At 41.8% G+C, this 22,746-nt stretch carries 19 protein-coding genes; all 19 read left to right on the forward strand.

All coding sequences use genetic code 11. The features are described 5' to 3' along the window. Nucleotides 1–475: 475 nt before the first annotated feature. The 19 genes from ACWPWY_RS19290 (at nucleotide 476) to ACWPWY_RS19380 (ending at nucleotide 22,738) form a co-directional block, all read left to right on the forward strand. The gene (locus ACWPWY_RS19290; RefSeq protein WP_454193242.1) at nucleotides 476–2,224 is read left to right on the forward strand and encodes an ABC transporter substrate-binding protein; all 1,749 of its coding nucleotides are present in this window, start codon (nucleotides 476–478) and stop codon (nucleotides 2,222–2,224) included. Between the two features lie 75 nt (nucleotides 2,225–2,299). After that, nucleotides 2,300–3,262 carry an ABC transporter permease gene (locus tag ACWPWY_RS19295; RefSeq protein WP_454193243.1) on the forward strand — a complete coding sequence of 321 codons (963 nt, stop codon included), beginning with the start codon at nucleotides 2,300–2,302 and terminating at the stop codon, nucleotides 3,260–3,262. A 12-nt stretch (nucleotides 3,263–3,274) separates the two neighbouring features. After that, a complete protein-coding gene (gene opp4C / locus ACWPWY_RS19300) occupies nucleotides 3,275–4,198 on the forward strand; it encodes an oligopeptide ABC transporter permease (RefSeq protein ID WP_454193244.1) in 924 nt (307 codons plus the stop codon). Between the two features lie 11 nt (nucleotides 4,199–4,209). After that, nucleotides 4,210–5,187 carry an ABC transporter ATP-binding protein gene (locus ACWPWY_RS19305; protein ID WP_454193245.1) on the forward strand — a complete coding sequence of 326 codons (978 nt, stop codon included), beginning with the start codon at nucleotides 4,210–4,212 and terminating at the stop codon, nucleotides 5,185–5,187. After that, the gene (locus tag ACWPWY_RS19310) at nucleotides 5,184–6,149 is read left to right on the forward strand and encodes an ABC transporter ATP-binding protein (RefSeq protein WP_454193246.1); all 966 of its coding nucleotides are present in this window, start codon (nucleotides 5,184–5,186) and stop codon (nucleotides 6,147–6,149) included. The genes ACWPWY_RS19305 and ACWPWY_RS19310 overlap by 4 nt, the downstream gene beginning before the upstream one ends. A 346-nt stretch (nucleotides 6,150–6,495) precedes the next feature. Next, complete coding sequence (locus ACWPWY_RS19315) at nucleotides 6,496–7,431, forward strand: D-alanyl-D-alanine carboxypeptidase family protein (RefSeq protein ID WP_454193247.1); 936 nt, start codon at nucleotides 6,496–6,498, stop codon at nucleotides 7,429–7,431. Between the two features lie 277 nt (nucleotides 7,432–7,708). Beyond that, nucleotides 7,709–8,749 carry an LCP family protein gene (locus ACWPWY_RS19320; RefSeq protein ID WP_454193248.1) on the forward strand — a complete coding sequence of 347 codons (1,041 nt, stop codon included), beginning with the start codon at nucleotides 7,709–7,711 and terminating at the stop codon, nucleotides 8,747–8,749. 160 nt (nucleotides 8,750–8,909) lie between these two features. Then, the gene (locus tag ACWPWY_RS19325; protein ID WP_454193249.1) at nucleotides 8,910–9,335 is read left to right on the forward strand and encodes a CBS domain-containing protein; all 426 of its coding nucleotides are present in this window, start codon (nucleotides 8,910–8,912) and stop codon (nucleotides 9,333–9,335) included. Between the two features lie 125 nt (nucleotides 9,336–9,460). Continuing rightward, the gene (locus tag ACWPWY_RS19330; protein WP_454193900.1) at nucleotides 9,461–9,763 is read left to right on the forward strand and encodes a MazG-like family protein; all 303 of its coding nucleotides are present in this window, start codon (nucleotides 9,461–9,463) and stop codon (nucleotides 9,761–9,763) included. A gap of 6 nt (nucleotides 9,764–9,769) precedes the next feature. After that, nucleotides 9,770–10,690, forward strand: a complete 921-nt coding sequence (locus tag ACWPWY_RS19335; RefSeq protein WP_454193250.1) for a DUF2232 domain-containing protein — start codon at nucleotides 9,770–9,772, stop codon at nucleotides 10,688–10,690. A gap of 11 nt (nucleotides 10,691–10,701) precedes the next feature. After that, on the forward strand, nucleotides 10,702–12,693 hold the full coding sequence (locus ACWPWY_RS19340; protein WP_454193251.1) for a DHH family phosphoesterase: 1,992 nt from the start codon (nucleotides 10,702–10,704) through the stop codon (nucleotides 12,691–12,693). Then, entirely contained in the window at nucleotides 12,690–13,133 is a 444-nt protein-coding gene (gene rplI, locus ACWPWY_RS19345) for a 50S ribosomal protein L9 (RefSeq protein ID WP_454193252.1), read from the forward strand. Before ACWPWY_RS19340 ends, rplI begins: the two co-directional genes overlap by 4 nt. A 1-nt stretch (nucleotide 13,134) precedes the next feature. Continuing rightward, entirely contained in the window at nucleotides 13,135–14,496 is a 1,362-nt protein-coding gene (gene dnaB / locus ACWPWY_RS19350) for a replicative DNA helicase (RefSeq protein ID WP_160035559.1), read from the forward strand. A gap of 352 nt (nucleotides 14,497–14,848) precedes the next feature. Continuing rightward, the gene (locus tag ACWPWY_RS19355) at nucleotides 14,849–16,135 is read left to right on the forward strand and encodes an adenylosuccinate synthase (RefSeq protein WP_454193253.1); all 1,287 of its coding nucleotides are present in this window, start codon (nucleotides 14,849–14,851) and stop codon (nucleotides 16,133–16,135) included. A 272-nt stretch (nucleotides 16,136–16,407) separates the two neighbouring features. Next, nucleotides 16,408–17,007 (forward strand): hypothetical protein, encoded by a 600-nt coding sequence (locus ACWPWY_RS19360; RefSeq protein WP_454193254.1) that lies wholly within the window; start codon nucleotides 16,408–16,410, stop codon nucleotides 17,005–17,007. Between the two features lie 246 nt (nucleotides 17,008–17,253). Next, nucleotides 17,254–18,738, forward strand: a complete 1,485-nt coding sequence (locus tag ACWPWY_RS19365; protein ID WP_454193255.1) for a peptidoglycan DD-metalloendopeptidase family protein — start codon at nucleotides 17,254–17,256, stop codon at nucleotides 18,736–18,738. Nucleotides 18,739–18,908: 170 nt separating this feature from the next. Continuing rightward, the gene (yycF, locus tag ACWPWY_RS19370) at nucleotides 18,909–19,631 is read left to right on the forward strand and encodes a response regulator YycF (protein ID WP_454193256.1); all 723 of its coding nucleotides are present in this window, start codon (nucleotides 18,909–18,911) and stop codon (nucleotides 19,629–19,631) included. Further along, nucleotides 19,632–21,458: a cell wall metabolism sensor histidine kinase WalK gene (walK, locus tag ACWPWY_RS19375; RefSeq protein ID WP_454193257.1), complete on the forward strand. Its 1,827-nt coding sequence runs from the start codon at nucleotides 19,632–19,634 to the stop codon at nucleotides 21,456–21,458. Then, the gene (locus ACWPWY_RS19380; protein ID WP_454193258.1) at nucleotides 21,455–22,738 is read left to right on the forward strand and encodes a YycH family regulatory protein; all 1,284 of its coding nucleotides are present in this window, start codon (nucleotides 21,455–21,457) and stop codon (nucleotides 22,736–22,738) included. The genes walK and ACWPWY_RS19380 overlap by 4 nt, the downstream gene beginning before the upstream one ends. Nucleotides 22,739–22,746: the final 8 nt, after the last annotated feature.

A 22,746-nucleotide genomic window follows, 5' to 3' on the forward strand; every position in this document is an offset into this window, starting at 1 on the left:
GTTATATATATGCTACGCTTTCATGAAATATAACAATATCCTGTCATCTATTAAATAATACACATATTCCAGAAAATTAACTCCTACCCCTAATAAATAAAAATAAACGCTAAATATCAGTTAAATGTAAAAAAAGATTGACGTTAGTAAAATTTACACGTATCATTACAATAAATTATTTAATACCAATAAATAGGATGATATTACATTTATTGACCGATGGTCTAAAAGTATGCTTCTCTAGTACTACGTTTCCGCTAATTCTATCTATATTTTTAACCTCACATCAAGAATACTCTACCTATATAGATTCATATACATGTATATCTACCACTCATTATTTCAAATCTACTCACGTTGTTTCCCTATCATCATGGTCAGTCTTTCTTAGTAACTCTGTAATTATTCATGGATAATTTTCATATATTTTATCCTGATAATTTATAAACATTATGATTTTATAAGGAGGATTTACATGAGAAAGAGATTTTCGCTAATGCTAGTGATCATGCTTATGCTGGTAACGGTACTTGCAGCATGCACTGGCGGACAAACGGCAGAACAAACTCCGGGGGATACACCAAACACTGAAACACCAGCAGAGACACCAGAAACACCTGCTGAAGATGCTACAAAGAACGATGGTTTGTTTGAGGCATTGGACATGTCACAAAATCCACCAACAGCAACAGAACGTAAGGATACGTTGATTGTAGGGGTCACTTCTCCTAAGGGTGTATTTAACCCACTTTTCCAAGATTCTGCTTATGATGATATGGTTAACATTATCCTATTTGATTTCTTCCAAACCATGAATGGTGATGGAACATATTCTCTCCATTTGGCAGACAGCATTGATGTTAGTGAAGATGGTTTGAAATATACTTTCAAACTAAAACCAGGTGTGACTTATACAGATGGAACACCAGTGACGGTTAATGATTTCTACTTCTCTCTAAAAGTTCTTCATGACAAGAGTTATGATGGACCATCCGATGCATTGTCTTACAAGATTAAAGGCGGACAAGACTATTACGATGGTAAGGCGAGTGAAATCTCTGGCGTGAAGATCGTAGATGCCAATACCGTAGAGGTAGAAGTTACTGAAGTTACAGCTCTTACTAAGGACTTCCTAGGCTCAGTTCCTTTCCTCCCAGAAGCTTACTACGGTAAAGACTACAAACAAGGTAACGTTGAACCTGTAAAAGCATTGAACGACAAGCCGCTAGGCTCAGGTCAGTATATTATGAAATCCTTCCAACCAGGACAACAAGTTATATTTGAGGCTAATGAAAACTACTTTGCTGGTGCACCAAAAATCAAAAATGTAATCTACAAATCAACTACAGATGAAACCAAACTTGCTATGCTTAACACAGGTGAGATTGATATGGACATGGTAACTGTAAATGAAGATAACATTGAGGAACTTCAATCCTATGGTTTCTTGAACATTAATGTCTTCCCTACCAACGGCTATGGATATGTAGGTATTAACCATGAAAAGGAAAAATTTAAAGACCCTGCAGTTCGTCAAGCATTGGTATATGGTTTGAACCGTGCTGAGATTGTGGAAGCTGTCTACGGTAAATTTGCAGATGTCATTAATATTCCACAGTCCAAACAATCTTGGGCTTATACAGACGAAGGAATTGAAGCTTATGCATTTGATACAGAAAAAGCAAAATCATTATTAGATGAAGCTGGATGGACAGTAGGTGCAGACGGTATTCGTGAAAAAGATGGAGAGAAATTTGAAATTGATTTCTCTGGTACGGCTGATAACCCAGTAGTTGATGCTATCTTGCCAATTATGACTGCTAACTATCAAGATCTTGGAATTAAGCTAAATGCAGAAAAACTTGATTTCAATGCAATCCTTGATAAAACAGATAAGGGTGACTTCGATATGTTCTTCATGGCTTGGGGCCTTACTCCAGATCCAGATGGAACAGTATACACAACGGGCGGAGCACAAAACCGCGTGAAATACTCTAACGAAGCTTATGATGAGTTAATGAAACAAGGTAAAAAAGAGCTTGATCAAGAGAAACGTAAAGTAATCTATGCTCAGGCTTATCAAGAACTTAACAAAGGAATTCCTGATATTTTAATGTACCAAAGAAGAGATGCTTGGGCTGTTAATGGTCGTGTAACTGGACTTGAGATTACTCCTTATAAAGACTTCACATATTCTCTTTATCAAGCGGAACTCGCACAATAATTTAACTGCATGATTATGATAAGCTCAGCTCATTAAAGAGCTGAGCTTATCCACTTATAATCCGGGAGGAATATTATGAAGCAGTACATTATCCGGAGGCTGCTGCAGATGATTCCGACGATGATCGGTATCAGCATAATTGTTTTTGCAATTACAGCACTCATTCCAGGAGACTATATTACAGCTCAGCAAAACCCGAATATGACTGCGGAAAAAGCGGAGCAATTACGAGAAATATATGGTCTCGATAAAGGTGTCGTTGATAGGTATTTCACATGGGTAGGACACATGATTACCGGTAATATGGGGGACTCACTTCAACATAAAAGACCTGTTACTGATGTAATCGGAGATTATGTGTGGAATTCATTTATCATTGCATTTTTCAGTCTCATGTTTAGTTGGATTATAGCTATTTTTACAGGAGTTTTATCAGCAAAATTTCAATATTCATTCTTCGATAAGATTGTTACGCTCTTTGTATTCTTATGTATGTCACTACCTTCTTTTTTCTTAGGACTCGTTTTAATTAAATTCCTAGCTGTTGATTTAAAACTATTCCCAGTAGGAGGAATGACAACGGCAGGCCAACCTGGTTCTACATGGGATTATATTTTAGATGTAGCTAATCACATGTTTATGCCGGTTCTTGTGCTTACCATGCTTAGTACAGGATCTTTAACGCGTTATTTCAGAACGAGTATGCTCGAGGTGATACGTCAGGATTATATTCGTACAGCCCGTGCAAAAGGTCTAAAGGAAAGAACGGTAATTTTCAAACATGCACTTCGAAATGCAATGCTTCCTGCGATTACGTTAATGGGTCTAGAACTTCCAGGATTATTTGGAGGAGCAATCATATTAGAGAAGATTTTCGTTTGGCCTGGTGTAGGACAAGTTTATCTGGAATCGATTACGATGAGGGATTATCCATTTATGCTTGGATTCACTATATTCTTAGCGGTTCTTACATTACTCGGAACTTTGCTATCCGATGTTCTCTATGGGGTTGCTGATCCTAGAATACGTTTAAAGTAGGAGGAGATTTCATTGTCAATAGAGGCTGCACCATTAAATACGAATGTTCAAGCTCCAGTTAAGCAGCCAGATTCCCCATGGCGTGTAGCAGTACGTCGTTTTACCCGTAATCGGCTTGCTGTAGGTGGACTTTTTATTCTAGTACTAATGATCATTATTTGTATATTTGGTCCCATGATTTCACCATATAGTCTAAATGATTATAAGGTAATCGACAAAAATAAAGCTCCCTATGCGGAGCACTGGTTAGGGACTGACAAGCTCGGAAGAGACATTTTGCTTCGTGTAATGTTAGCAGGACGTGTATCTATTATGGTTGGTATTATTGCTACTGCAATCACTGTAATTTTAGGTTCTATCATGGGTGCATTGGCTGGTTTTTATAGAAATTTCGTAGATACGATTATTATGCGTGTTTGTGAGATTTTTATGTCTTTGCCGTCTTTGCCGCTTCTTATTATCTTAGGAGCAGTTCTGTCTGATATGAAAGTTGAACCTAAGGATCGAATTTATTATCTAATGCTTATTATGGGGATTCTTGCATGGCCGTATCTGGCTCGCTTGGTCCGTGGTCAGATTCTGACGCTGCGAGAGCAGGAATTTATGCAGGCTACTGAAGCACTTGGGCTTCGTGATCGTCGCAAAATTTTCAAACATCTACTGCCTAATACCATTCCAATTATTATCGTATCAGCAACGCTTGGAGTCGCAGGCGCCATTATATCTGAGTCTACCCTTAGTTATCTAGGACTTGGTGTTGTTCCACCAACCCCATCTTGGGGCAATATGATCTCTGAAGCGAATGGACTGATTGAGTTCCGAAAGAGACCTTGGATCTGGATTCCACCAGGTATGTGTATTCTGATTACCGTGGTATCGATTAACTTGATTGGTGACGGGCTACGCGATGCGCTCGATCCTAAAATGAAAAAGTAGGAGATGCGAAGATGGCAAAAGACTTAGTAGAATTCCGCAACTTAAAAACGCATTTTCATACATCCGCAGGGGTCGTGAAGGCGGTTGATGACGTGAGTTTTACGATTCGCGAAGGCGAAACCGTATGTGTCGTTGGTGAATCTGGATGCGGAAAAAGCGTAACGGCAATGTCACTGATGCGTTTATTAGAGGTAGACCCCACCGGGGGAGAAATTTTATTTGAAGGCAAAGATCTTCTTAAGCTGAATAAAAGAGATATGGGCCGAATCCGGGGTAATGACATCTCCATTATTTTTCAAGAACCGATGTCTTCCTTAAACCCTGTACTTACCATTGGAGAGCAGATCAGTGAACCACTAATGATTCACCTGCTGCTGGATAGAAAGAAAGCTCGTAAGAGAGCGATTGAACTGATTAGTCTGGTTGGAATTTCTCGTCCAGAAAAAATCGTAGACTCTTTTCCACATGAACTTAGCGGTGGGATGCGTCAGCGGATCATGATTGCGATTGCACTAAGCTGTAATCCAAAGCTGCTCATTGCTGATGAGCCGACGACTGCACTTGATGTAACCATACAGGCACAGATCCTTGATCTCATGCGTGATATCAAAGAAAAGTTCAATACTTCTATCATGCTCATTACCCATGATCTGGGTGTTGTTGCGGAAATGGCTGATTATGTGGTAGTCATGTATGCAGGTAAAGTGATTGAAGAAGCCTCTGTATTTGAATTGTTCAAAGCACCGAAGCACCCATATACGAAAGGTCTGCTTAAGGCCAAGCCCATTATTAATCAAAGACAGGAACGACTGTATTCGATTCCAGGTCAAGTGCCGAACCCAGTTGAACTCGGGCAGAATTGTCATTTCCACGATCGCTGTGAGTCTTGCATGAGCATATGCCGTGAGAAAGAGCCTCCACTGCGTAAAGATGAAGAAGGACATAAAGTCGCATGTTGGCTCTATGAGGAGGAGGCAATGGTACGATGACAGAAGCGCTGATTCAAGTACAGAATTTAAAGAAATACTTTCCGATCACGGGCGGGGTGTTCCAGCATCGTGTCGGCGATGTCAAAGCAGTAGATGATGTATCGTTCACCATCTATAAAGGGGAATCATTCGGGCTTGTAGGAGAGTCTGGCTGTGGTAAAAGTACCATTGGCCGAACTATTCTTAGATTGAATGATAAAACGTCTGGCAAGGTTATTTTTAAAGGGCAGGATCTTCACAAGTTATCCAAAGAGAAGCTGCGCTCCATTCGGCCGGAAATGCAGATTGTATTTCAAGATCCTTTCAGTTCACTGAATCCTCGGATCAAAGTAGGCGATGCGATTGGTGAAGCACTGCTAGATCATAAGCTGATTCCTAGAAAGATGGTACGAGCTACAGTAGAAGAAACTTTACGTATTTGTGGTCTCTCTGCGTATCATTATGATCGTTATCCGCATGAATTTTCAGGTGGGCAACGTCAGCGGATTGGAATCGCACGTGCGCTGATTCTAAACCCCGACTTTATTGTGGCAGATGAACCAGTCTCGGCACTTGATGTATCCATTCAGGCTCAGATCATCAACTTGCTTAGTGATTTGCAAGCTGAAAAACAGCTGACGTATCTGTTTATCTCTCATGACCTCAGCGTAGTAGAGCATCTCTGTACAAGAATTGGTGTTATGTATCTTGGTTCCATGGTAGAAATGGCGAGTAAGGATGAATTGTTCCGTAATCCGCTTCACCCCTATACGAAGGCTCTATTATCAGCTGTACCTATTCCAGATCCAACGCTGAAAAGAGAACGCATTGTGCTGAAGGGGGATATCCCAAGTCCGGCCAATCCACCTTCAGGGTGCAAATTTCATACCCGCTGTCCTATTGCTTCCGATCGTTGTAAGCAAGAGATTCCGGAGTACCGTAATGTAGGTTCAGATCACTATGTTGCATGTCACTATGCATAAGTGACTTTAAAATACGAGTGGAGTATAGATTGGAGTCCTACGCTCATAAACAGTGTTTAGCAATGATTGTTTATAAATGAATGTTGAGCACAGTTTTTACACTAATGCAGTGTGAAAAACTGTGCTTTTGTTGTTATGAATGCTGGCTAAAGACATATTTACGAATTAAAAAATATTTTTTTAAAAAAATTTAAAGGAAATGCAGACAAAATGAACATTTCTTACGTCTATATATATAGATTGGTTTAATAGAGAATAGAGACTTTTATTTTAGCCTGTAAGTAAATTTAAATTACATATAATAGATACGAATTTTTTATCAAATTTGAAGAATGGGGGAATAGAGATGAAGAAATGGATCCTACGAAGCAGTACACTGGTTGTTCTCATCGCTGTCATATTTATAGGTATAAGGCCAGAAAGCTTAGTAGGAAAACCATCGATTCAATCTAGTGCCGCCCTGCTCATGGACGCCTCTTCAGGTGAAGTTATTGTTAGTTCTAATGGAGATCATCCTTTGCCTGCAGCAAGCTTATCTAAATTAATGACACAGCTTATCATTCTGGACGAAATAGATGCAGGACATATTTCTGGGAATGACACCGTAAAGATCAGTAAACATGCTGCTGAATCAGCAGGGATTAACGTATCTCTAAATGAAAATGATCAATTTACAGTCAATGAACTATTCAAAGTAATATCCGTTTATTCGGCAAATGATGCAACGATTGCTCTTGCAGAGCATGCGTTTGGCTCCGAGGAACGTTTTGTAGAAGAAATGAATATAAAAGCAAAGTCGATTGGACTGTCTGTACATACAAAGTATAATAACGCGACGGGTTCTTCTCCTTTATCTGGCGGTCCATCTGAGAACTATATGACGGCAAAAGATGTCGCAAAACTGTCCGCTCACCTCATTAAACAACATCCTGAAATTTTAAAACTTTCAAGCCAGACTCAAGTTGAATTAAGAAACAAAGGGTTATATATGAGCAACACAAACTGGATGCTGGACAATGTAAAGGGTCCATATGCTTACAGCGGGGCCGACGGTCTTAAAACAGGATATACGGAAGAAGCAGGATATTGCTTATCGGGTACGGCAAAAAAGAACGGCCAACGATTCATTACTGTTGTAATGGGAGCAGAAACCAAAGAACAGCGTTTTGGAGAAGCCAGAGAATTATTTGACTATGGGTTTGCTCACTCCTATAGTGCAAAAGAGTGGAAACAAAACTGGGCTTCCACGTGGCTTCAAGTCATTCATAGACCCTCTATTTAATCAACGTAGTCTTCATACCTTCTCTATTTTCTAGAAATAAACCAAAAAGGTTACAAAATCCGGAGAAATATGACAATTTGCATGGTGCCGTCTTACAGATTATTATGGTACTATAGCAAAATGTACAAGTTGCATGATGAAAAATAATAGGACATTATAAAGTGAGGCGTTTTCGTTGAGAAGTAGTCATTACGAATTACCGTCTCCTGTGACCTCCAATGCCTACTAAAATAGAAATAGGATTTGTTGACCCCATACTAAGAGAAGGAATGAACCAATGAGATCTAGATCAAGAAGAAAGCAACGCAATAAAAAAAAGGGTTTACTCATCACGCTTGTAACCCTTGTCGTATTAGTCGCGGTAGCCTATCCTTTTAGACAAAAAATTGCTCTTGCAGCATTTGATTTGTTCTTATCAGATACAATTAAAAATCAGCTTGAAAGATCATATAGAGGGGAAGCTAATGCAGATCCTATCGTATATCAAGAGAAACCTTTCTCTGTTCTATTACTAGGAACGGATGCAAGACCCTACGAAAAAACGCGGGGGCGTTCTGATACCGTAATTTATTCGGTTGTTCGTCCTAAAGATTCAAAAGTCCTGCTCGTGTCGATTCCCCGTGATACGTATGTACAAATTATAGGACACGATTCAGATAAAGATGGTGAAGATGACTATGATAAACTCACTCATGCTTTTGCCTTTGGGGAAGAAGAAATGTCAATTAACACTGTAGAAAATTTCCTTGAGAAGGAAATTAATTACTATGCAACGGTTAACTTTACTGCCATTCAGGAAGTTGTCGATGCGATTGGCGGTATTGAACTGCCGATTGAAGAAGATATTGTAAACAAAAATCCAAATCACGTACAGTTTACGATTGAAGGCGGTAAGCCGCTATATAGTGGAGAAGAAGCACTTTATTACATTCGTTATCGGGAAGATAGTGACTTTAATCGAACAAAACGTCAGCAGATCTTTTTGAATGCAGTTGCTAATAAAATGCTGAGTCTTAGTCAAATTTCGAATATACCTAAATTGTTTGATATCATGGGAGATAACTTCCAAACCAATATGCAGCCTTCATTTATTATCGACTTAGCTAAACAAGTTCTTACTCAGAGTAACCCTGAAATTTCTAGTTTCACTATTATGGGTGAAGGGGTAAGAAAGAATGGTATCTTCTATGATGATGTAGATGAAGATTACCTGGCGTATGCTAAAGAGCTGATTACTAACTGGCTCGATCCAAATACGACTGCAGAGACGTTAATGAAACCGAACACGGACGATATAAAGAGTGAAGATACAGAATAGATGGACAGAAGATCAGCACTGGACGATTATTTCTTTAAGTCTGGTGCTGATTTTGTTGTCTTATGAGAATATAATGGTATTAAGTAAGAAGTAAACCCGCAATATGTAAGAGATACAAATACTTAACTATTGCCTTAACATAAGGAGGAAGTGTTTAGTTATGAATATTGCTTTTTTCTTGCTGCCCAAACAGGAGGTTGCAACGGTTACCTCGGATGCAACGCTTAGACAGACCCTTGAACGGATGGAATATCACCGCTTTACTGCAGTCCCCATTTTAACCAAAGATGGAAAGTATAAAGGTACGGTAACAGAGGGAGATCTTCTATGGCATATGAAGAATTCTAAGGGAGAGATTACATTTGAAAACGCTTCAAAGTTTTACCTCAAAGATGTCCCCCTTCGAGTAAATATTAAACCCGTTTCCATTAATGCGAATATGGGTGACTTAATTAATCTGGCAAAAGCGCAAAATTTTGTACCAGTAGTCGATGATATGGATCGGTTTATCGGGATTGTACGTCGCAGTCAAATTATTGAATATTGTGAAAATATGGTGGAGAAAGAATCGCTTAATACGAATTGAGGTTAAAATAGAGGAAAAGGTCTCGTTATTGATACAGGAGATTCCGAGCAGTCCTTTTTATGGATATTCCCTTTTATGCTATAATGGAGAATAAAGCTTTTCACGGGAGTGTGACGATCATGAGCATGCCAAAAGAACTGGATGTAGCTAAACGCGCAAAAGTAATTGAATGGCTTAAAACTGAAATGCTGGATCAAGTGTCACGTTTGTTTAAAGCGCTATGGGAAGGAAGTACAGCGCGAATCAGCGATAGTCTTGCAAGTCTCATCATGAGCAGTTACATCCTGGGACGAAGGCTTGGGATTACTTTCAAAGATATGGATGATCTGCTCATCGAGAAGCTGAGGAAACACAAACAGGAAGGTCACCAGCTTGAAGACTGGTATAAAGACATTTCTGCTCTCGAAGATCATATGCGTAAGAGGTGAAACCATTTGAAATTTCGCTGGTCAACAGCTGTATGGAGTATAGTTTATCTATTACTTTTGTTATCATTACTGACTCCACCGCTGACAGCTATTAGTGTATTTTTAATTATTTTGCCCGGGGTGATTCTGTATAGCTCGCTGAGCTTAAAAGCCTTCTGCCTGCATATTATCCCCGTGGCTCTGATTGCTTTCATTGTAGAGCCTTTTTATTTGCTGTTATCTATCTTCTTTTTGATACCAGCTATTGTAATGGGTCATTTCTACAAAAACAAAAAGCCGGCACTAAATACACTTATGGCCGGTACAGGCACGATACTTGCTGAATTTTTGTTGTTGCTGCTGATCAGCACTACTATTTTTCAGTTTGATTTTCAAGGATATATGAAGGATGTAGTTTCACTCACACTCACTCCGGTGACGGAAGCTGGTGGTAACAATGCGCTTACCAATGGTTTGGTGTTAGATGAAGAAATGGCAAAGCGTATTGAAACGACAACCGTACAGATGATTCCTTTTGCTCTGATTGTCACTTCGTTTATTATGGCTTCAATAACACATGCTATTGCTCGTCCGGTGCTTAGTCGATTGGGCGTTCATGTTCCAAGACTAAAGCCTGTACGAGAGTGGAGATTACCAAAAGCTTTAATTTGGTATTATTTTATAGGTATTATTCTACAACTGGTTGCAGATGGCTCGGGATCTAGCTTTATGACGATGATTGCTCTTAATTTCGTTCCGCTGATTAGTTTCTGTTTTATGATTCAAGCCGTCGGTTTCTTCTTCTATGTAGCTCACGCAAAAAAATGGCATCCTATACTGCCCTTCTTGCTTGCAGTAGCGACGGTTCTGATTGGACCCATGCGGATTATCGGAATTATTGACCTTGCTTTCCCACTCCGTGAAGCCATTTCGAGACCAAAACGATAGGATGAATTTTAATGCCTAAATTTCTTTTAAAACGCTGGCACGGATACCAGACCGTCTGGGCGTTTGCTCTATTACTCATTCTGGATGCATTTCTCGTTGCCTATAATTGGCCGCTTGGTCTTGTCTGTCTTGTCCTCGTGGCGATTCTTGGTTTCGTAATGGTCAAAGCCGAACTTGATTTCAGGAGAGAGCTGAATCAGTATATAGGCGGACTAAATCTACGTATTAAAAGGGTAGAAGGAGAAGTCGTCAGTAACTTGCCGCTTGGGATTGTGCTTTACAGCGAGGACCGCTCCATAGAGTGGAATAATCGCTTTGTCTCCCGTATGTTCGGTGAGAAAACACTGATCGGCAATGATCTGATGACCCTTTTTCCACAGCTGCCCTTTAAGGTGAAAGACAAAAAAGATCATCATAAGGATCAACCTCATGATATTCAATTTGAGTATCGGATGAATGAACAAGTATATGATCTAAGACATTATCCGGAAGAGCGGCTGATCTACATTTATGAGACAACCGAGCTTGCAACACTTCGGGATAAATATGAGAAGGAAAAAATAGCGCTTGGTATTATCATGTTGGATAATCTGGATGAAGCATCCCAAGGAATGGATGACCAGCAGCGCACTGCCTTGACTGCTCGTGCAGCAAGTGAGATTACTTCCTGGGCTAAGGATTTCAATATCTATCTGAGACGATTGTCTTCAGAACGGTATCTAATGATTCTCAATCATAACTCCTTGCAGGATCTCGAAATGAGTCGCTTTATTATCCTCGATGATATTCGTGAGATGACAGCCGATTTGAAGGTTCCAATGACGCTCAGTATTGGTCTTGCCTACGGTTCAGACAGTATTCGTGAGCTCGGCGAGCTCGCGCAATCGAGTCTAGATATGGCACTTGGACGGGGCGGGGATCAGGCTGCAGTAAAAGCGGGTCAGCGACTTTCTTTTTATGGCGGTAAAACCAATGCCGTTGAAAAAAGAACTCGTGTAAGAGCAAGGGTTATTGCTCATGCTCTGCGTGATCTCATGCAAGAGAGTGACCAAGTCTTTATCATGGGGCACAAAATTCCAGATATGGATGCGATCGGGGCTTCCATTGGGATATGGAAAGCTGCTAATCTATATCATGTGGATGCATACATTGTGCTGGATGAATCTAATCCTTCGATTGAAAGATTAATGGAACAGGTGTATAAAGACGAGCAGCTTGGCGCTTCGTTTATTACACCGGAAGAAGCACAGCAGATGATCACAGAGCACAGTTTGCTAGTTATCGTCGATACACATAAAGCATCCATGACAATCGAACCAAGACTCGTACAAGAAGCTTCTCGTGTAGTGGTGGTCGACCATCACCGCAGAGGAGAAGAATTTATAAACGACGCAGTGCTGATCTATTTGGAGCCATATGCCTCCTCAGCAGCTGAACTCGTCACAGAGCTACTACAGTATATTCATGATAAATTGCAGCTTAGACCACTTGAAGCCACTGCACTGCTTGCAGGTATAACGGTGGATACGAAGCATTTTGCTATGCATACCGGTTCAAGAACGTTTGAAGCGGCAGGTTATTTAAGACGATCTGGTGCGGATTCCATTTTGGTGCAACGTTTGCTCAAAGAGGATCTTCAGGAATATATTGCGAAAGCAGAAATCATAAAACATGCTAAAATGATTCATGGGCATATTGCAGTAGCTGTTACCGAAGAAGGACAGATTATTTCACAGCTGCTCATTGCACAGGTGGCAGATTCATTACTTAATATGACCGATGTCGTTGCTTCTTTCGTTGTTAGTGAACGTCCGGATGGATTAATTGGCATCAGTGCCCGTTCTCTTGGTAAAATGAATGTTCAAGTTGTTATGGAACGACTTGGAGGCGGCGGTCATTTAACGAATGCAGCTGTTCAGCTAGACATGCCCATTAAAGAGGCAGAATCACGTTTGTTAGATGTACTTTCTGAAATCGAGAAGGAAGAGGGGTTGTTCGAATGAAAGTCATTTTTATAAAAGATGTAAAAGGTCAAGGGAAAAAAGGTCAAGTTAAAGAGGTGTCTGAAGGTTACGCATCAAACTTCTTGCTGCCAAGAGGACTTGCACGTCCTGCAACAGAAGGTAACGTAAAAGTTTTGGAAAACCAAAATGCTGCGGAAGAGAAACGTAAACAGCAAGAAAAAGAAGAAGCTGTAGCACTTGGTAAAAAGCTGGAATCCTTAACGGTGGAACTGAAAGCAAAAGCGGGTGAAGGCGGTAAATTGTTTGGTGCAATTACAAGCAAACAGATCGCGGAAGCACTCGGCAAGCAAGGACATAAGATCGATAAACGGAAAATCGAGCTGGATGAACCGATTCGTTCTCTCGGGGTTACAAAGATGAGTGTTAAACTCCATCCGGATGTCAAAGCCACGCTCAAGGTCCAAGTGACGGAGGAATAAGATGGGCGGCGAGATTTATTTCGACCGGGTTCCACCGCAAAACCTTGAAGCAGAGCAGGCCGTTCTAGGTGCTATTCTTTTACAAGCAGAGGCTTTGATTACCGCTATGGAGCGGGTATCGACTGAAGATTTCTACGACAAGTCTCATCAGTTAATCTATGAATCCATGATTCAGCTTAGTGAAGATAACCAGCCAATTGACCTTATTACGCTTACCTCGCTTATGCAGGATAAAGGGCAGCTTGAGGACATCGGCGGGGTAAGTTACCTTGCCAAATTGGCTCAGGCTGTTCCAACAGCGGCTAACGTGGATTATTATGCGCAGATTATTGAAGAAAAATCGATGCTCCGCAGACTTATTCGAACAGCGACTACCATTGTAAGTGAAGGGTATGCTGGCGGAGAAGATGTGTCAGGAATGCTTAGTGATGCCGAGCGGAAAATCCTTGAGATTTCCAATCGCCGTTCCAGCAGTGGCTTTATTGCCATCAGAGATGTGCTCATGGAAGTGTTTGATAAAGTAGAGACCCTTTATCAGAACAAGGGGAATACAACAGGGATTCCTTCCGGCTTTGTGGATTTGGACAAAATGACGAGTGGTTTTCAGCGAAATGACCTCATCATCGTTGCGGCACGTCCTTCTGTAGGGAAGACGGCATTTGCCCTCAACATTGCACAGAACGTAGCGGTAAGAGCAAACGAGACGGTAGCTATCTTTAGTCTCGAGATGTCAGCCGCTCAGCTGGTACAGCGGATGATCTGTGCAGAAGCCAACCTCGATGCGAATGTCATGCGTAACGGGGAGTTTAAAGGTGACGACGATTGGTCCAAGCTGACAATGGGGATTGCTGCTCTATCAGAAGCAGAGATATATATTGATGATACACCAGGAATCACCGTTGCGGATATTCGGGCTAAGTGTCGCCGTCTGAAAAAGGAAAAGGGCCTCGGTATGATTGTGATCGATTACCTCCAGCTGATTCAGGGACGCGGCAAGAGCGGCGAGAACCGTCAGCAGGAAGTATCCGAAATCTCTCGTACATTGAAGCAAATTGCCCGTGAACTAGACGTTCCTGTTATCGCGCTCTCGCAGCTAAGCCGTGGTGTAGAGCAGCGACAAGATAAACGTCCAATGATGAGTGACCTTCGTGAATCGGGTTCCATCGAGCAAGATGCGGATATTGTTGCCTTTTTGTATCGTGATGATTATTATAATCAGGATACAGAGAAGAAAAATATTATCGAGATCATTATTGCTAAACAGCGTAATGGTCCGGTCGGGACCGTTGAACTCGTATTCTTGAAAAACTTTAATAAGTTCGTAAACTATGAGCGAGTTCATGCGGATGCATTTGCTGGGTAATCCATATGGATTTTAAGATAGATTGATAAGAGATCCACTGACTAGTGTTATTTTACACTGGACAGTGGATTTTTTTTGGACAACTACTTCTATTCCCGAACAATATTTTTATGTTATGTATAATCGTTCGTTTTTATGTTTGACTTTGTTTTGAGTGACTGGTAAACTTGAATTGCTGCTTTTGGCAGCAAACTTACAGTTTTAATGATCTGTACATGGTGAGAATGAAGTAACGTAGTTTTTTATTACGCTATCGTTTTATGAATTGTTCATGGACAGATATGAATGAAGACAACAATGCCAAGTGAATATAATAAACAGGTTTGTAATTTACATTTACGGGGGAATGAATATGTCAACAGTAGTCGTTGTGGGAACACAATGGGGAGACGAAGGCAAAGGCAAGATTACCGATTATTTGGCAGAAAGCGCAGACGTTGTAGCTCGCTACCAAGGAGGTAATAATGCAGGTCATACGATCCTGATTGACGATAAGAAATATAAGCTTAGCTTGATTCCATCCGGTGTTTTTTATGAAGATAAAACGTGTGTCATTGGGAATGGTATGGTTGTAAACCCGGAGGCGCTTATAAAAGAAATAACGTACATTCATGATAATGGATTCTCTACGAAGAACTTAGTGATTAGTGATCGTGCTCATGTCATCTTGCCCTATCATATGGTTCTCGATGAACTTGAGGAAGATCGCAAAGGTCCAAATAAAATTGGTACCACACGTAAAGGTATTGGTCCGGCTTATATGGACAAAGCAGCTCGTACCGGAATCCGAATTGCAGACTTGATGGATGCTGAGGATTTCGAACTGAAACTTCGTCACATGGTTAAGGAGAAAAACCAAGTAATTCAGCAAGTGTACGGTGGAGATCCGCTTGATGTAGAAGAAATTCTGAAGCAGTACCTAGAATACGCTGAATTTATTCGTCCTTATGTAACAGATACATCTGTTGTTCTTAACAATGCAATTGATGAGAACAAACGGGTATTGTTTGAAGGAGCACAAGGGGTAATGCTGGATATTGACCAAGGCACATATCCATATGTAACCTCTTCTAACCCGTCTGCTGGCGGTGTATGTATTGGTTCAGGTGTAGGACCTTCTAAGATCAATGAGGTTATTGGTGTAGCGAAATCGTATACGACTCGTGTTGGTGATGGACCTTTCCCAACGGAACTTAACAACGAAGTCGGCGACTATATTCGTGAAAAAGGTCATGAGTATGGTACGGTAACAGGCCGTGCACGCCGTGTGGGTTGGTTTGATACGGTTGTTGTACGTCATGCGCGCCGTGTCAGCGGAATCACTGGATTATCCTTGAACTCTTTAGATGTACTTACAGGCCTTGATACTGTGAAAATCTGCGTAGGATATAAATATCGTGGTGAATTCATTACTCATTATCCGGCTAGCCTGAAAATGCTGGCTGAATGTGAAGCCGTATATGAAGAGATGCCAGGCTGGAGTGAAGATATTACGTCAGCTAAGACATTAGAGGACCTTCCCGAAACGACACGCAATTATGTAACCCGTGTGTCTGAACTGACAGGAATTCCAATTGCCATTTTCTCCGTTGGTCGTAACCGTGAACAAACCAATCAGATTCTGCCAATTTACGAATAGTATAAAATAGAACACTTGCTTTGCCTAGAAATAGGGCGAGTGGGTAATCTGAATAGAAGCTCTCGGCTTCCATCTACCTTTCAATAGGGCAGATGAAGTGGAGGGCTTTTTTTGTTCAGAAGTATGGTTATTCTTGGATCCTAGTAAAAAATAAAAAAATAAGGATAGAATAGAGCCACATGCGTCAATACTGATTCTATACACTTCTATAATTCCTATTTCTACTAAGAGTAGATCGGAGGAGTGGATTAATCAGTAGGAGGCATTTAATCATGAGATGGCTGAAATGGTGCGGAAAAATAGTGATAACGGTCATGCTGGTAAGTACACTTACTTTGCTGACAACAGGTCTTATTGTGCAATCTTATGTAAAATCTCTGCTAACTAGTTTTAATATCGCATGGGAGGGACAGCCGACAGGCCTAACTTCTATTTTTCAGGATGTTATAGGGATGAACTCTAGCAATACGAGTAAAAGTACAGATGAGCAGAAAAAAACGCCTGATAGGGTAGCAGAAAAGCAGATCGATAATAATTCACCTGAAAATTCGAGTGGTGAGAAGGATTCAGCTCCTAACTTGGTGGAAAACCCCGATGAAGGTACTGAAATTCCAAAGGAACCAGAAGACCCTGTGATTATGTCACCTGATGATATGGCAGAATATAAGGACACCATTCCAAATGAAGAAAAGACAGAGGTCTTTGATCTGCTAATGAATAAAATACCAACAGATGAGATGCAAGTGATAGCGAGTAATATGGAAAACGGCATCACAGAACAAGAATTGCAAGATATGGAACAGGTAATAGCGAAGTACCTCACAGAAGATGAATATAAGCAGCTTATGGCCATATTGACGCCAGAACAATAGAGTAAAGTTCAGGAAACCCGCGCTTGTCGCGGGTTTTTGGCATGTTTTCCCGTGTTGCTAGGGGAGGAAAACCTATGGTAGAGTATACAAGTGTATAAAAGGTTAAAATTTTGACACTTTTACACAAATATGAAGTTCAGCTATGAAATTAAATGAAATGACTCATAAGTATGTCATAAATAACTAATAATACACCGGTGACGATAACCATCATACCTAAGGCGTGTAACAATAAAGGAGAGAATCATGAGCAGTTCGAAAGACAACACGAATACACCAGCTTCCCTAGCTAAGAAGTTTTTTATGAAACCGCGCAAATGGTTTTTACTTACGGCAGCAGGTTTTTTTATGATGATATCTGTAGGATTTGCAGGTCATCAGTTACTCACGACTCCGTATTACAACGTATATGTGAAGGATGAGCTAATTGGTACCCTATCTAATGAAGAAGAGCTGCTCACTTTATACGATCAGAAGAAACAGGAATATGAGAAGAAATATCCTGATGTTGATATGAAACTGAATACAGAGGCGATCTCGCTCAAGAAGATACGTACGAGTAAGCCGGTAAGCATTACTGCAGAAGAAACGCTGGCTAAGCTAAGTGGGATGATTACTGCTTATGCAGAAGGCGCTGAACTTAAAGTAGGAGACAAAGTGATCGCGATTGTAAAAGATCAAGAAACAGCAGATCAGATTCTGGAGCGCGTAAAAGAGATGTATATTCCGGCCGAGGCAAAGGCTGATTCTTCGGATACTGGGTTAAAAGTGAGATCGGTGGCTGCTTTTACTTCATCTGAAGAAGAAGAGACGGCGGAGACCAAAGAAGAGCAGGTTAGACTCGCTTCTATACAGCTTAAGGAAGAAGTAGCAGTCAAAGAAGTGGCAGTTGACCCGAATAAAGTGTTAACGGATGAGGAAGCGATAAAGCTTCTAACCGAAGGAATGGAAGAAGAGTTTTCTTATCAAGTTAAAGAAGGAGACACCTTGTCCTCCATAGCGAAGAGTTACCAAATGACACTAGCTGAGATTCGATCCCTTAACCCAGACATTAAAAATGACTTCATCAAGGTCGGACAGCAGATTACTCTTCTTGCACTGAGACCAGCACTTACGGTAACAACGGTAGAACATGTTGTTGAAGAAGTCATTACCGAACCAGAGGTAGAGGTTCGCAAAAGCGACGAACTTAAATCAGGAGTGACCAAAGTCGTTCGTGAAGGAAAAACAGGGCGAAAACAAGTCAGCTACCGAATCACCAAAGAAAATGGGGAAGTCGTTAAAGAAGAGTGGCTTGGACAAGAAGTGTTGGAAGCTTCGGTAACGGAGATAGTAATACAGGGAACGAAAGTTACAGGGGAAGGCACTGGTGTGTTTACCTGGCCTGTATCGAATGCTGTCATAAGCAGCAGTTTTGGACAGCGCTGGGGCAGACAACATAAAGGAATCGACCTTATTGGGGAACGTTCTATTAAAGCATCGGACGAAGGAGTCGTTACTTTTGCCGGGCAGCAGAGCGGATACGGAAACGTCGTGATTATTAATCACCGTAATGGCTACGAAACGTTGTATGGACACCTAGACAGCATCGATGTGAAGGTAGGCCAGATTATTGAGAAGGGTGAAATCATCGGTGTGATGGGAAATACCGGACGCTCGACAGGTACACACCTTCATTTTGAGATTAAAAAAGACAGCGTTGCTCAGAATCCATTGAAATATCTGCCGTAAAATAGGAAAGCATGGTCTGTATAGAGACAGATCATGCTTTTTTTCATGGGAAAGGAGACCTTTTCACCTAGTGAATCTGCCGGTTTAGGTGTGTTAAAATAGATCGTATTAAGCTGATATATGAGACCGAGGTCTTTTTCACAAAATAAACGTTGGAGCGGAGCGATTGTATGCAAGGAAAGATTCTCGTAGTGGATGATGAACAACCAATCGCAGATATCCTTAAATTCAACCTTGAGAAAGAGGGATATCAGGTTACTTGTGCCTTTGACGGCATACAGGCTGTGGAACTTGCATTGTCTGAACAACCGGATCTAATTTTGCTGGATTTGATGCTCCCAGGTAAGGACGGAATGGATGTGTGCCGGGAAGTAAGGGCACAGCTTGAGACCCGCATTATTATGCTCACTGCTAAAGATTCGGAGATCGATAAAGTGTTAGGGCTTGAACTGGGAGCGGACGATTATGTTACGAAACCATTTAGCACAAGAGAACTGCTGGCCCGAGTAAAAGCACAGATGCGCAGACAGCAGAAACCACAGATTAAGGCCGATTCTTCTTCTGCAGAGGAACAGCAGGGACTGAAGCTACATGACCTTTATTTTGATACCGATATGTACACGGCTTATAAGGGCGGAGCACCGCTTGATCTGACTCACCGCGAATATGAACTGCTCTATTATATGGCCAAAAATGCAGGCAAAGTGATGACGAGAGAACATTTGCTGCAGGCGGTATGGGGGTTTGAGTATTTTGGCGATGTGCGGACAGTAGATGTAACGATTCGGCGCCTGAGAGAGAAGATTGAAGAAAATCCAAGCAAGCCGGAAACGATTGTGACACGCAGGGGACTCGGTTATTTGATACGAGGTTCAAAGAGCGGAGTTTTGTAGATGAAGTGGACTTCTTTTTTTCGTACGGTCCAAGCCAAACTGATTATTGTATACGTACTTCTCATTCTGGTAGCAATGCAGCTGATTGGTGTCTACTTTGTTAGTGCGATGAAGACGTCGCTGACCAGCAACTTTACAGAAGATTTGCACGCACGTGCAGAAATGCTGTCTGTACTTGTAGCGGAGACCCTCGTAACAGGAGACGGTGATGCCGGTGAAGAACGAACGGAAAGTCTAGGAACACTGGTAAACAATCTTTTTAATATTAGCGGGGCAGAGATTCAGGTGCTTGATGCAAGTGGTCGGGTGCTGACGACAACCCTTAGCTCGCACAACAATTACATAGGTCGTAAAAATACACAAACCGTGGTCAGCCGTGCACTGCAAGGGATTCGGGATAATGAAGAAAATGTGATTGATGAAGATAATGTACGTAAAAAAGTAGTAGCCAAGCCTGTCTCCTCCGGAGGGAAAATCGTCGGTGCTGTCTATATTGCAGCTTCGATGAACGAATTATATACAACCATGGAGCGGATCAATAATATTTTTATATCAGGAGTTATGATCGCACTTGGTCTGACCGCTGTGCTTGGTGTCATTCTATCACATACCATTACAGCCCCGATTAAGGAACTAACACGAAAAGCGAATGCCGTAGCGGAAGGAGATTTCCGCACCAAAATGCCAGTACATGGTACAGATGAGATTGGTCAGCTCAGTAAAGCTTTTAATTATATGACAAGCCGCTTACGAACGGCACTATCTGAGAACGAAGAGGAAAAAGAAAAGCTGTCCTCTATTCTTGCTAATATGAGTGACGGGGTTGTCGCTACCGATGAACTTGGACGTATTATTCTCGTGAATAAGCGTGCGAGTCTCATGCTGGGTGTTGAAGAATCTGCGATGACCGGAAGACACTTTGCTGTTCTGCTCGGTCTTGATGTGGAGGAAGCTGAAACGATGCTGAGCGGCATTACAGCTTCTACGCTTTTGCAAATCCACCCGCATGGTCAGGATGGATCACTCGTGATTCGAGTGACATTTACCCCCGTCCATCGGCGAGGACATGGCGGAACAGGTACCATTATTGTGCTGCAGGATGTGACAGAGCAGGAAGAGCTGGAAGCATCGCGGCGTGAGTTTGTGGCTAATGTGTCTCATGAGCTGAGAACTCCGCTGACAACGATTAAAAGTTATGCAGAAGCACTCGATGATGGGGCAATTGAAGATCCTGAACTAGGAGGACGTTTTGTTGGGGTAATCCAGAATGAAACGGAGCGGATGATTAGACTGGTTACGGATCTCCTCCATCTGTCACGGCTTGATTCCAATGAAGCCCCGCTCCGTAAGCAGCTTACTCCGATCATTGATGTACTGGAAGAGGTAGCTGATCGCTTCTCATTCCAAATGCAGCAGAAACAGATGAGTATTGCGGTCATTGTAGAGCGGGGAGTTCCAGAAGTACCGATTGATCGGGATCAAATAGATCAGCTTCTCGATAATCTAGTATCCAATGCCCTCAAATACTCGAATGAGGGAGGAAGTGTCACCTTGTCTGCTTCCCTTGCCGAAAAAGGGGTGGCCATATCGGTTGAGGATACCGGGATCGGCATTCCTAAAAAAGATATTGAACGCATCTTCGAAAGATTCTATCGTGTTGAAAAGGGAAGAGCCCGCAGTATGGGTGGTACCGGTCTAGGTTTATCGATTGCCCGGGAAATCGTCAAAGCACATGGCGGGGATATTGAACTTGAGTCTGAGTTTGGAAAAGGAACAAGAGTTACGTTCATTCTGCCTCTTGTACAGGAAGAGGGGGGCTATTCATGAAGGAAGGACTGAAAAACACGGTATTAGTACTGCTGATCACAGCCAGTCTTGTTCAGAGCTATTTTCTTATTTACCGTCTGCCTGGAAGTTATTCCATCGTGAATAGTGAATCAAACTACATTAAGACCGAGAATATGGGTCAGGAACAGCGAGTGGAGAATCTATTATTTCCTGATCAGATGATTATTCATATGGGAAAAGATAAACATACGCTTTTTTATCCCGAATCTACCTTTTATCAACTCATCTATTCACGGCTCCAAGGCCGTAATTTCGGTAACTTTGAAAGACAGAGCGTAGATTCTGCCGATTGGGAGGAACTGAAGAAGAAGCATCCGGGCATTGAGTTGTCATTTGATGGCGGTATACCCGTATCTCTATTACAGCGGGTTATGCAGCTTGATGCGGATTCTCTTTTTCAGGCGGAAACGATTCATAAGATTTGGATCTATACTACTGATAAAGACCCGAAGGTACATGCGCTGTTCTTCAGCGCACGGGGGGATGTCGTTTATGAAGCGTCGGATGTCGATTTAACGGTGCAGGATGTGTTGCAACATGTTGATTTTGGGACAGGTTGGACTCCTTATCGGCTGACAGAGGCTGGATACTATATTCCAGAGGAACCACTCGAAGTACTCCAAGTAGAGATTCCAACAGGTCAGTATACAGTGGAACAGATGCAGCGAAGTCTATTCTTCGACCCGAGTATGACGCGAAATATTCAAGAGAAAGATGGATCGGAAATTTATACAGATAGCAAGCGAAGTTTACAAGTGAAATATAACCAGCGCTGGATCAGCTATAATGACCCTGCGGCTGTGCTGACGAGTGAAGTAGACCGGACAAAGGACGTTCTTGCAGCGGTTGATTTTGTGAATCAATATGGCGGTTTTAACGGGACCTACCGGCTTACAATCGATACGGAGGATCAAAGTACCGAGATTAATTTGCTTCCCTATTATGAGAGCTATCAGATCTTGGATCTGCCGCAATATGGATTTGAGCATATGTATCTTGATGTGCAGAAGGAGTCTGTTGCTACTTATGAGCGTTCCCTGCTCTATTTAAGAGAGGGAGAAGAGACCGATAAGCAGATGGTAGAGCTTCCTTATGGGGAAGAGCTTGAACAGCAGATTAAAGAAGCCGCTGGAGATACTGAGGTGGTTAGTGTATACCCAGCTTATCATCCACTGCCAACGGAGGCAGGAATGAAACTGGTTCCTGTGTGGACTATTAAACTGAGTACAGGGGAAGTAAAGATGCTTGAGACAAAGTAAAAAGTGGT

It is taken from the genome of Paenibacillus sp. Marseille-Q7038 (genome assembly GCF_965111595.1).

Excerpts from the sequence above, each read along its gene's own strand:
- ACWPWY_RS19290 (WP_454193242.1), top strand. The coding sequence starts at position 476 with ATGAGAAAGAGATTTTCGCTAATGCTAGTGATCATGCTTATGCTGGTA.
- ACWPWY_RS19295 (WP_454193243.1), top strand. The coding sequence starts at position 2,300 with ATGAAGCAGTACATTATCCGGAGGCTGCTGCAGATGATTCCGACGATG.
- ACWPWY_RS19305 (WP_454193245.1), top strand. The coding sequence starts at position 4,210 with ATGGCAAAAGACTTAGTAGAATTCCGCAACTTAAAAACGCATTTTCAT.
- ACWPWY_RS19310 (WP_454193246.1), top strand. The coding sequence starts at position 5,184 with ATGACAGAAGCGCTGATTCAAGTACAGAATTTAAAGAAATACTTTCCG.
- ACWPWY_RS19315 (WP_454193247.1), top strand. The coding sequence starts at position 6,496 with ATGAAGAAATGGATCCTACGAAGCAGTACACTGGTTGTTCTCATCGCT.
- ACWPWY_RS19320 (WP_454193248.1), top strand. The coding sequence starts at position 7,709 with ATGAGATCTAGATCAAGAAGAAAGCAACGCAATAAAAAAAAGGGTTTA.
- ACWPWY_RS19325 (WP_454193249.1), top strand. The coding sequence starts at position 8,910 with ATGAATATTGCTTTTTTCTTGCTGCCCAAACAGGAGGTTGCAACGGTT.
- ACWPWY_RS19330 (WP_454193900.1), top strand. The coding sequence starts at position 9,461 with ATGCCAAAAGAACTGGATGTAGCTAAACGCGCAAAAGTAATTGAATGG.
- ACWPWY_RS19340 (WP_454193251.1), top strand. The coding sequence starts at position 10,702 with ATGCCTAAATTTCTTTTAAAACGCTGGCACGGATACCAGACCGTCTGG.
- rplI (WP_454193252.1), top strand. The coding sequence starts at position 12,690 with ATGAAAGTCATTTTTATAAAAGATGTAAAAGGTCAAGGGAAAAAAGGT.
- dnaB (WP_160035559.1), top strand. The coding sequence starts at position 13,135 with ATGGGCGGCGAGATTTATTTCGACCGGGTTCCACCGCAAAACCTTGAA.
- ACWPWY_RS19355 (WP_454193253.1), top strand. The coding sequence starts at position 14,849 with ATGTCAACAGTAGTCGTTGTGGGAACACAATGGGGAGACGAAGGCAAA.
- ACWPWY_RS19360 (WP_454193254.1), top strand. The coding sequence starts at position 16,408 with ATGAGATGGCTGAAATGGTGCGGAAAAATAGTGATAACGGTCATGCTG.
- ACWPWY_RS19365 (WP_454193255.1), top strand. The coding sequence starts at position 17,254 with ATGAGCAGTTCGAAAGACAACACGAATACACCAGCTTCCCTAGCTAAG.
- yycF (WP_454193256.1), top strand. The coding sequence starts at position 18,909 with ATGCAAGGAAAGATTCTCGTAGTGGATGATGAACAACCAATCGCAGAT.
- walK (WP_454193257.1), top strand. The coding sequence starts at position 19,632 with ATGAAGTGGACTTCTTTTTTTCGTACGGTCCAAGCCAAACTGATTATT.
- ACWPWY_RS19380 (WP_454193258.1), top strand. The coding sequence starts at position 21,455 with ATGAAGGAAGGACTGAAAAACACGGTATTAGTACTGCTGATCACAGCC.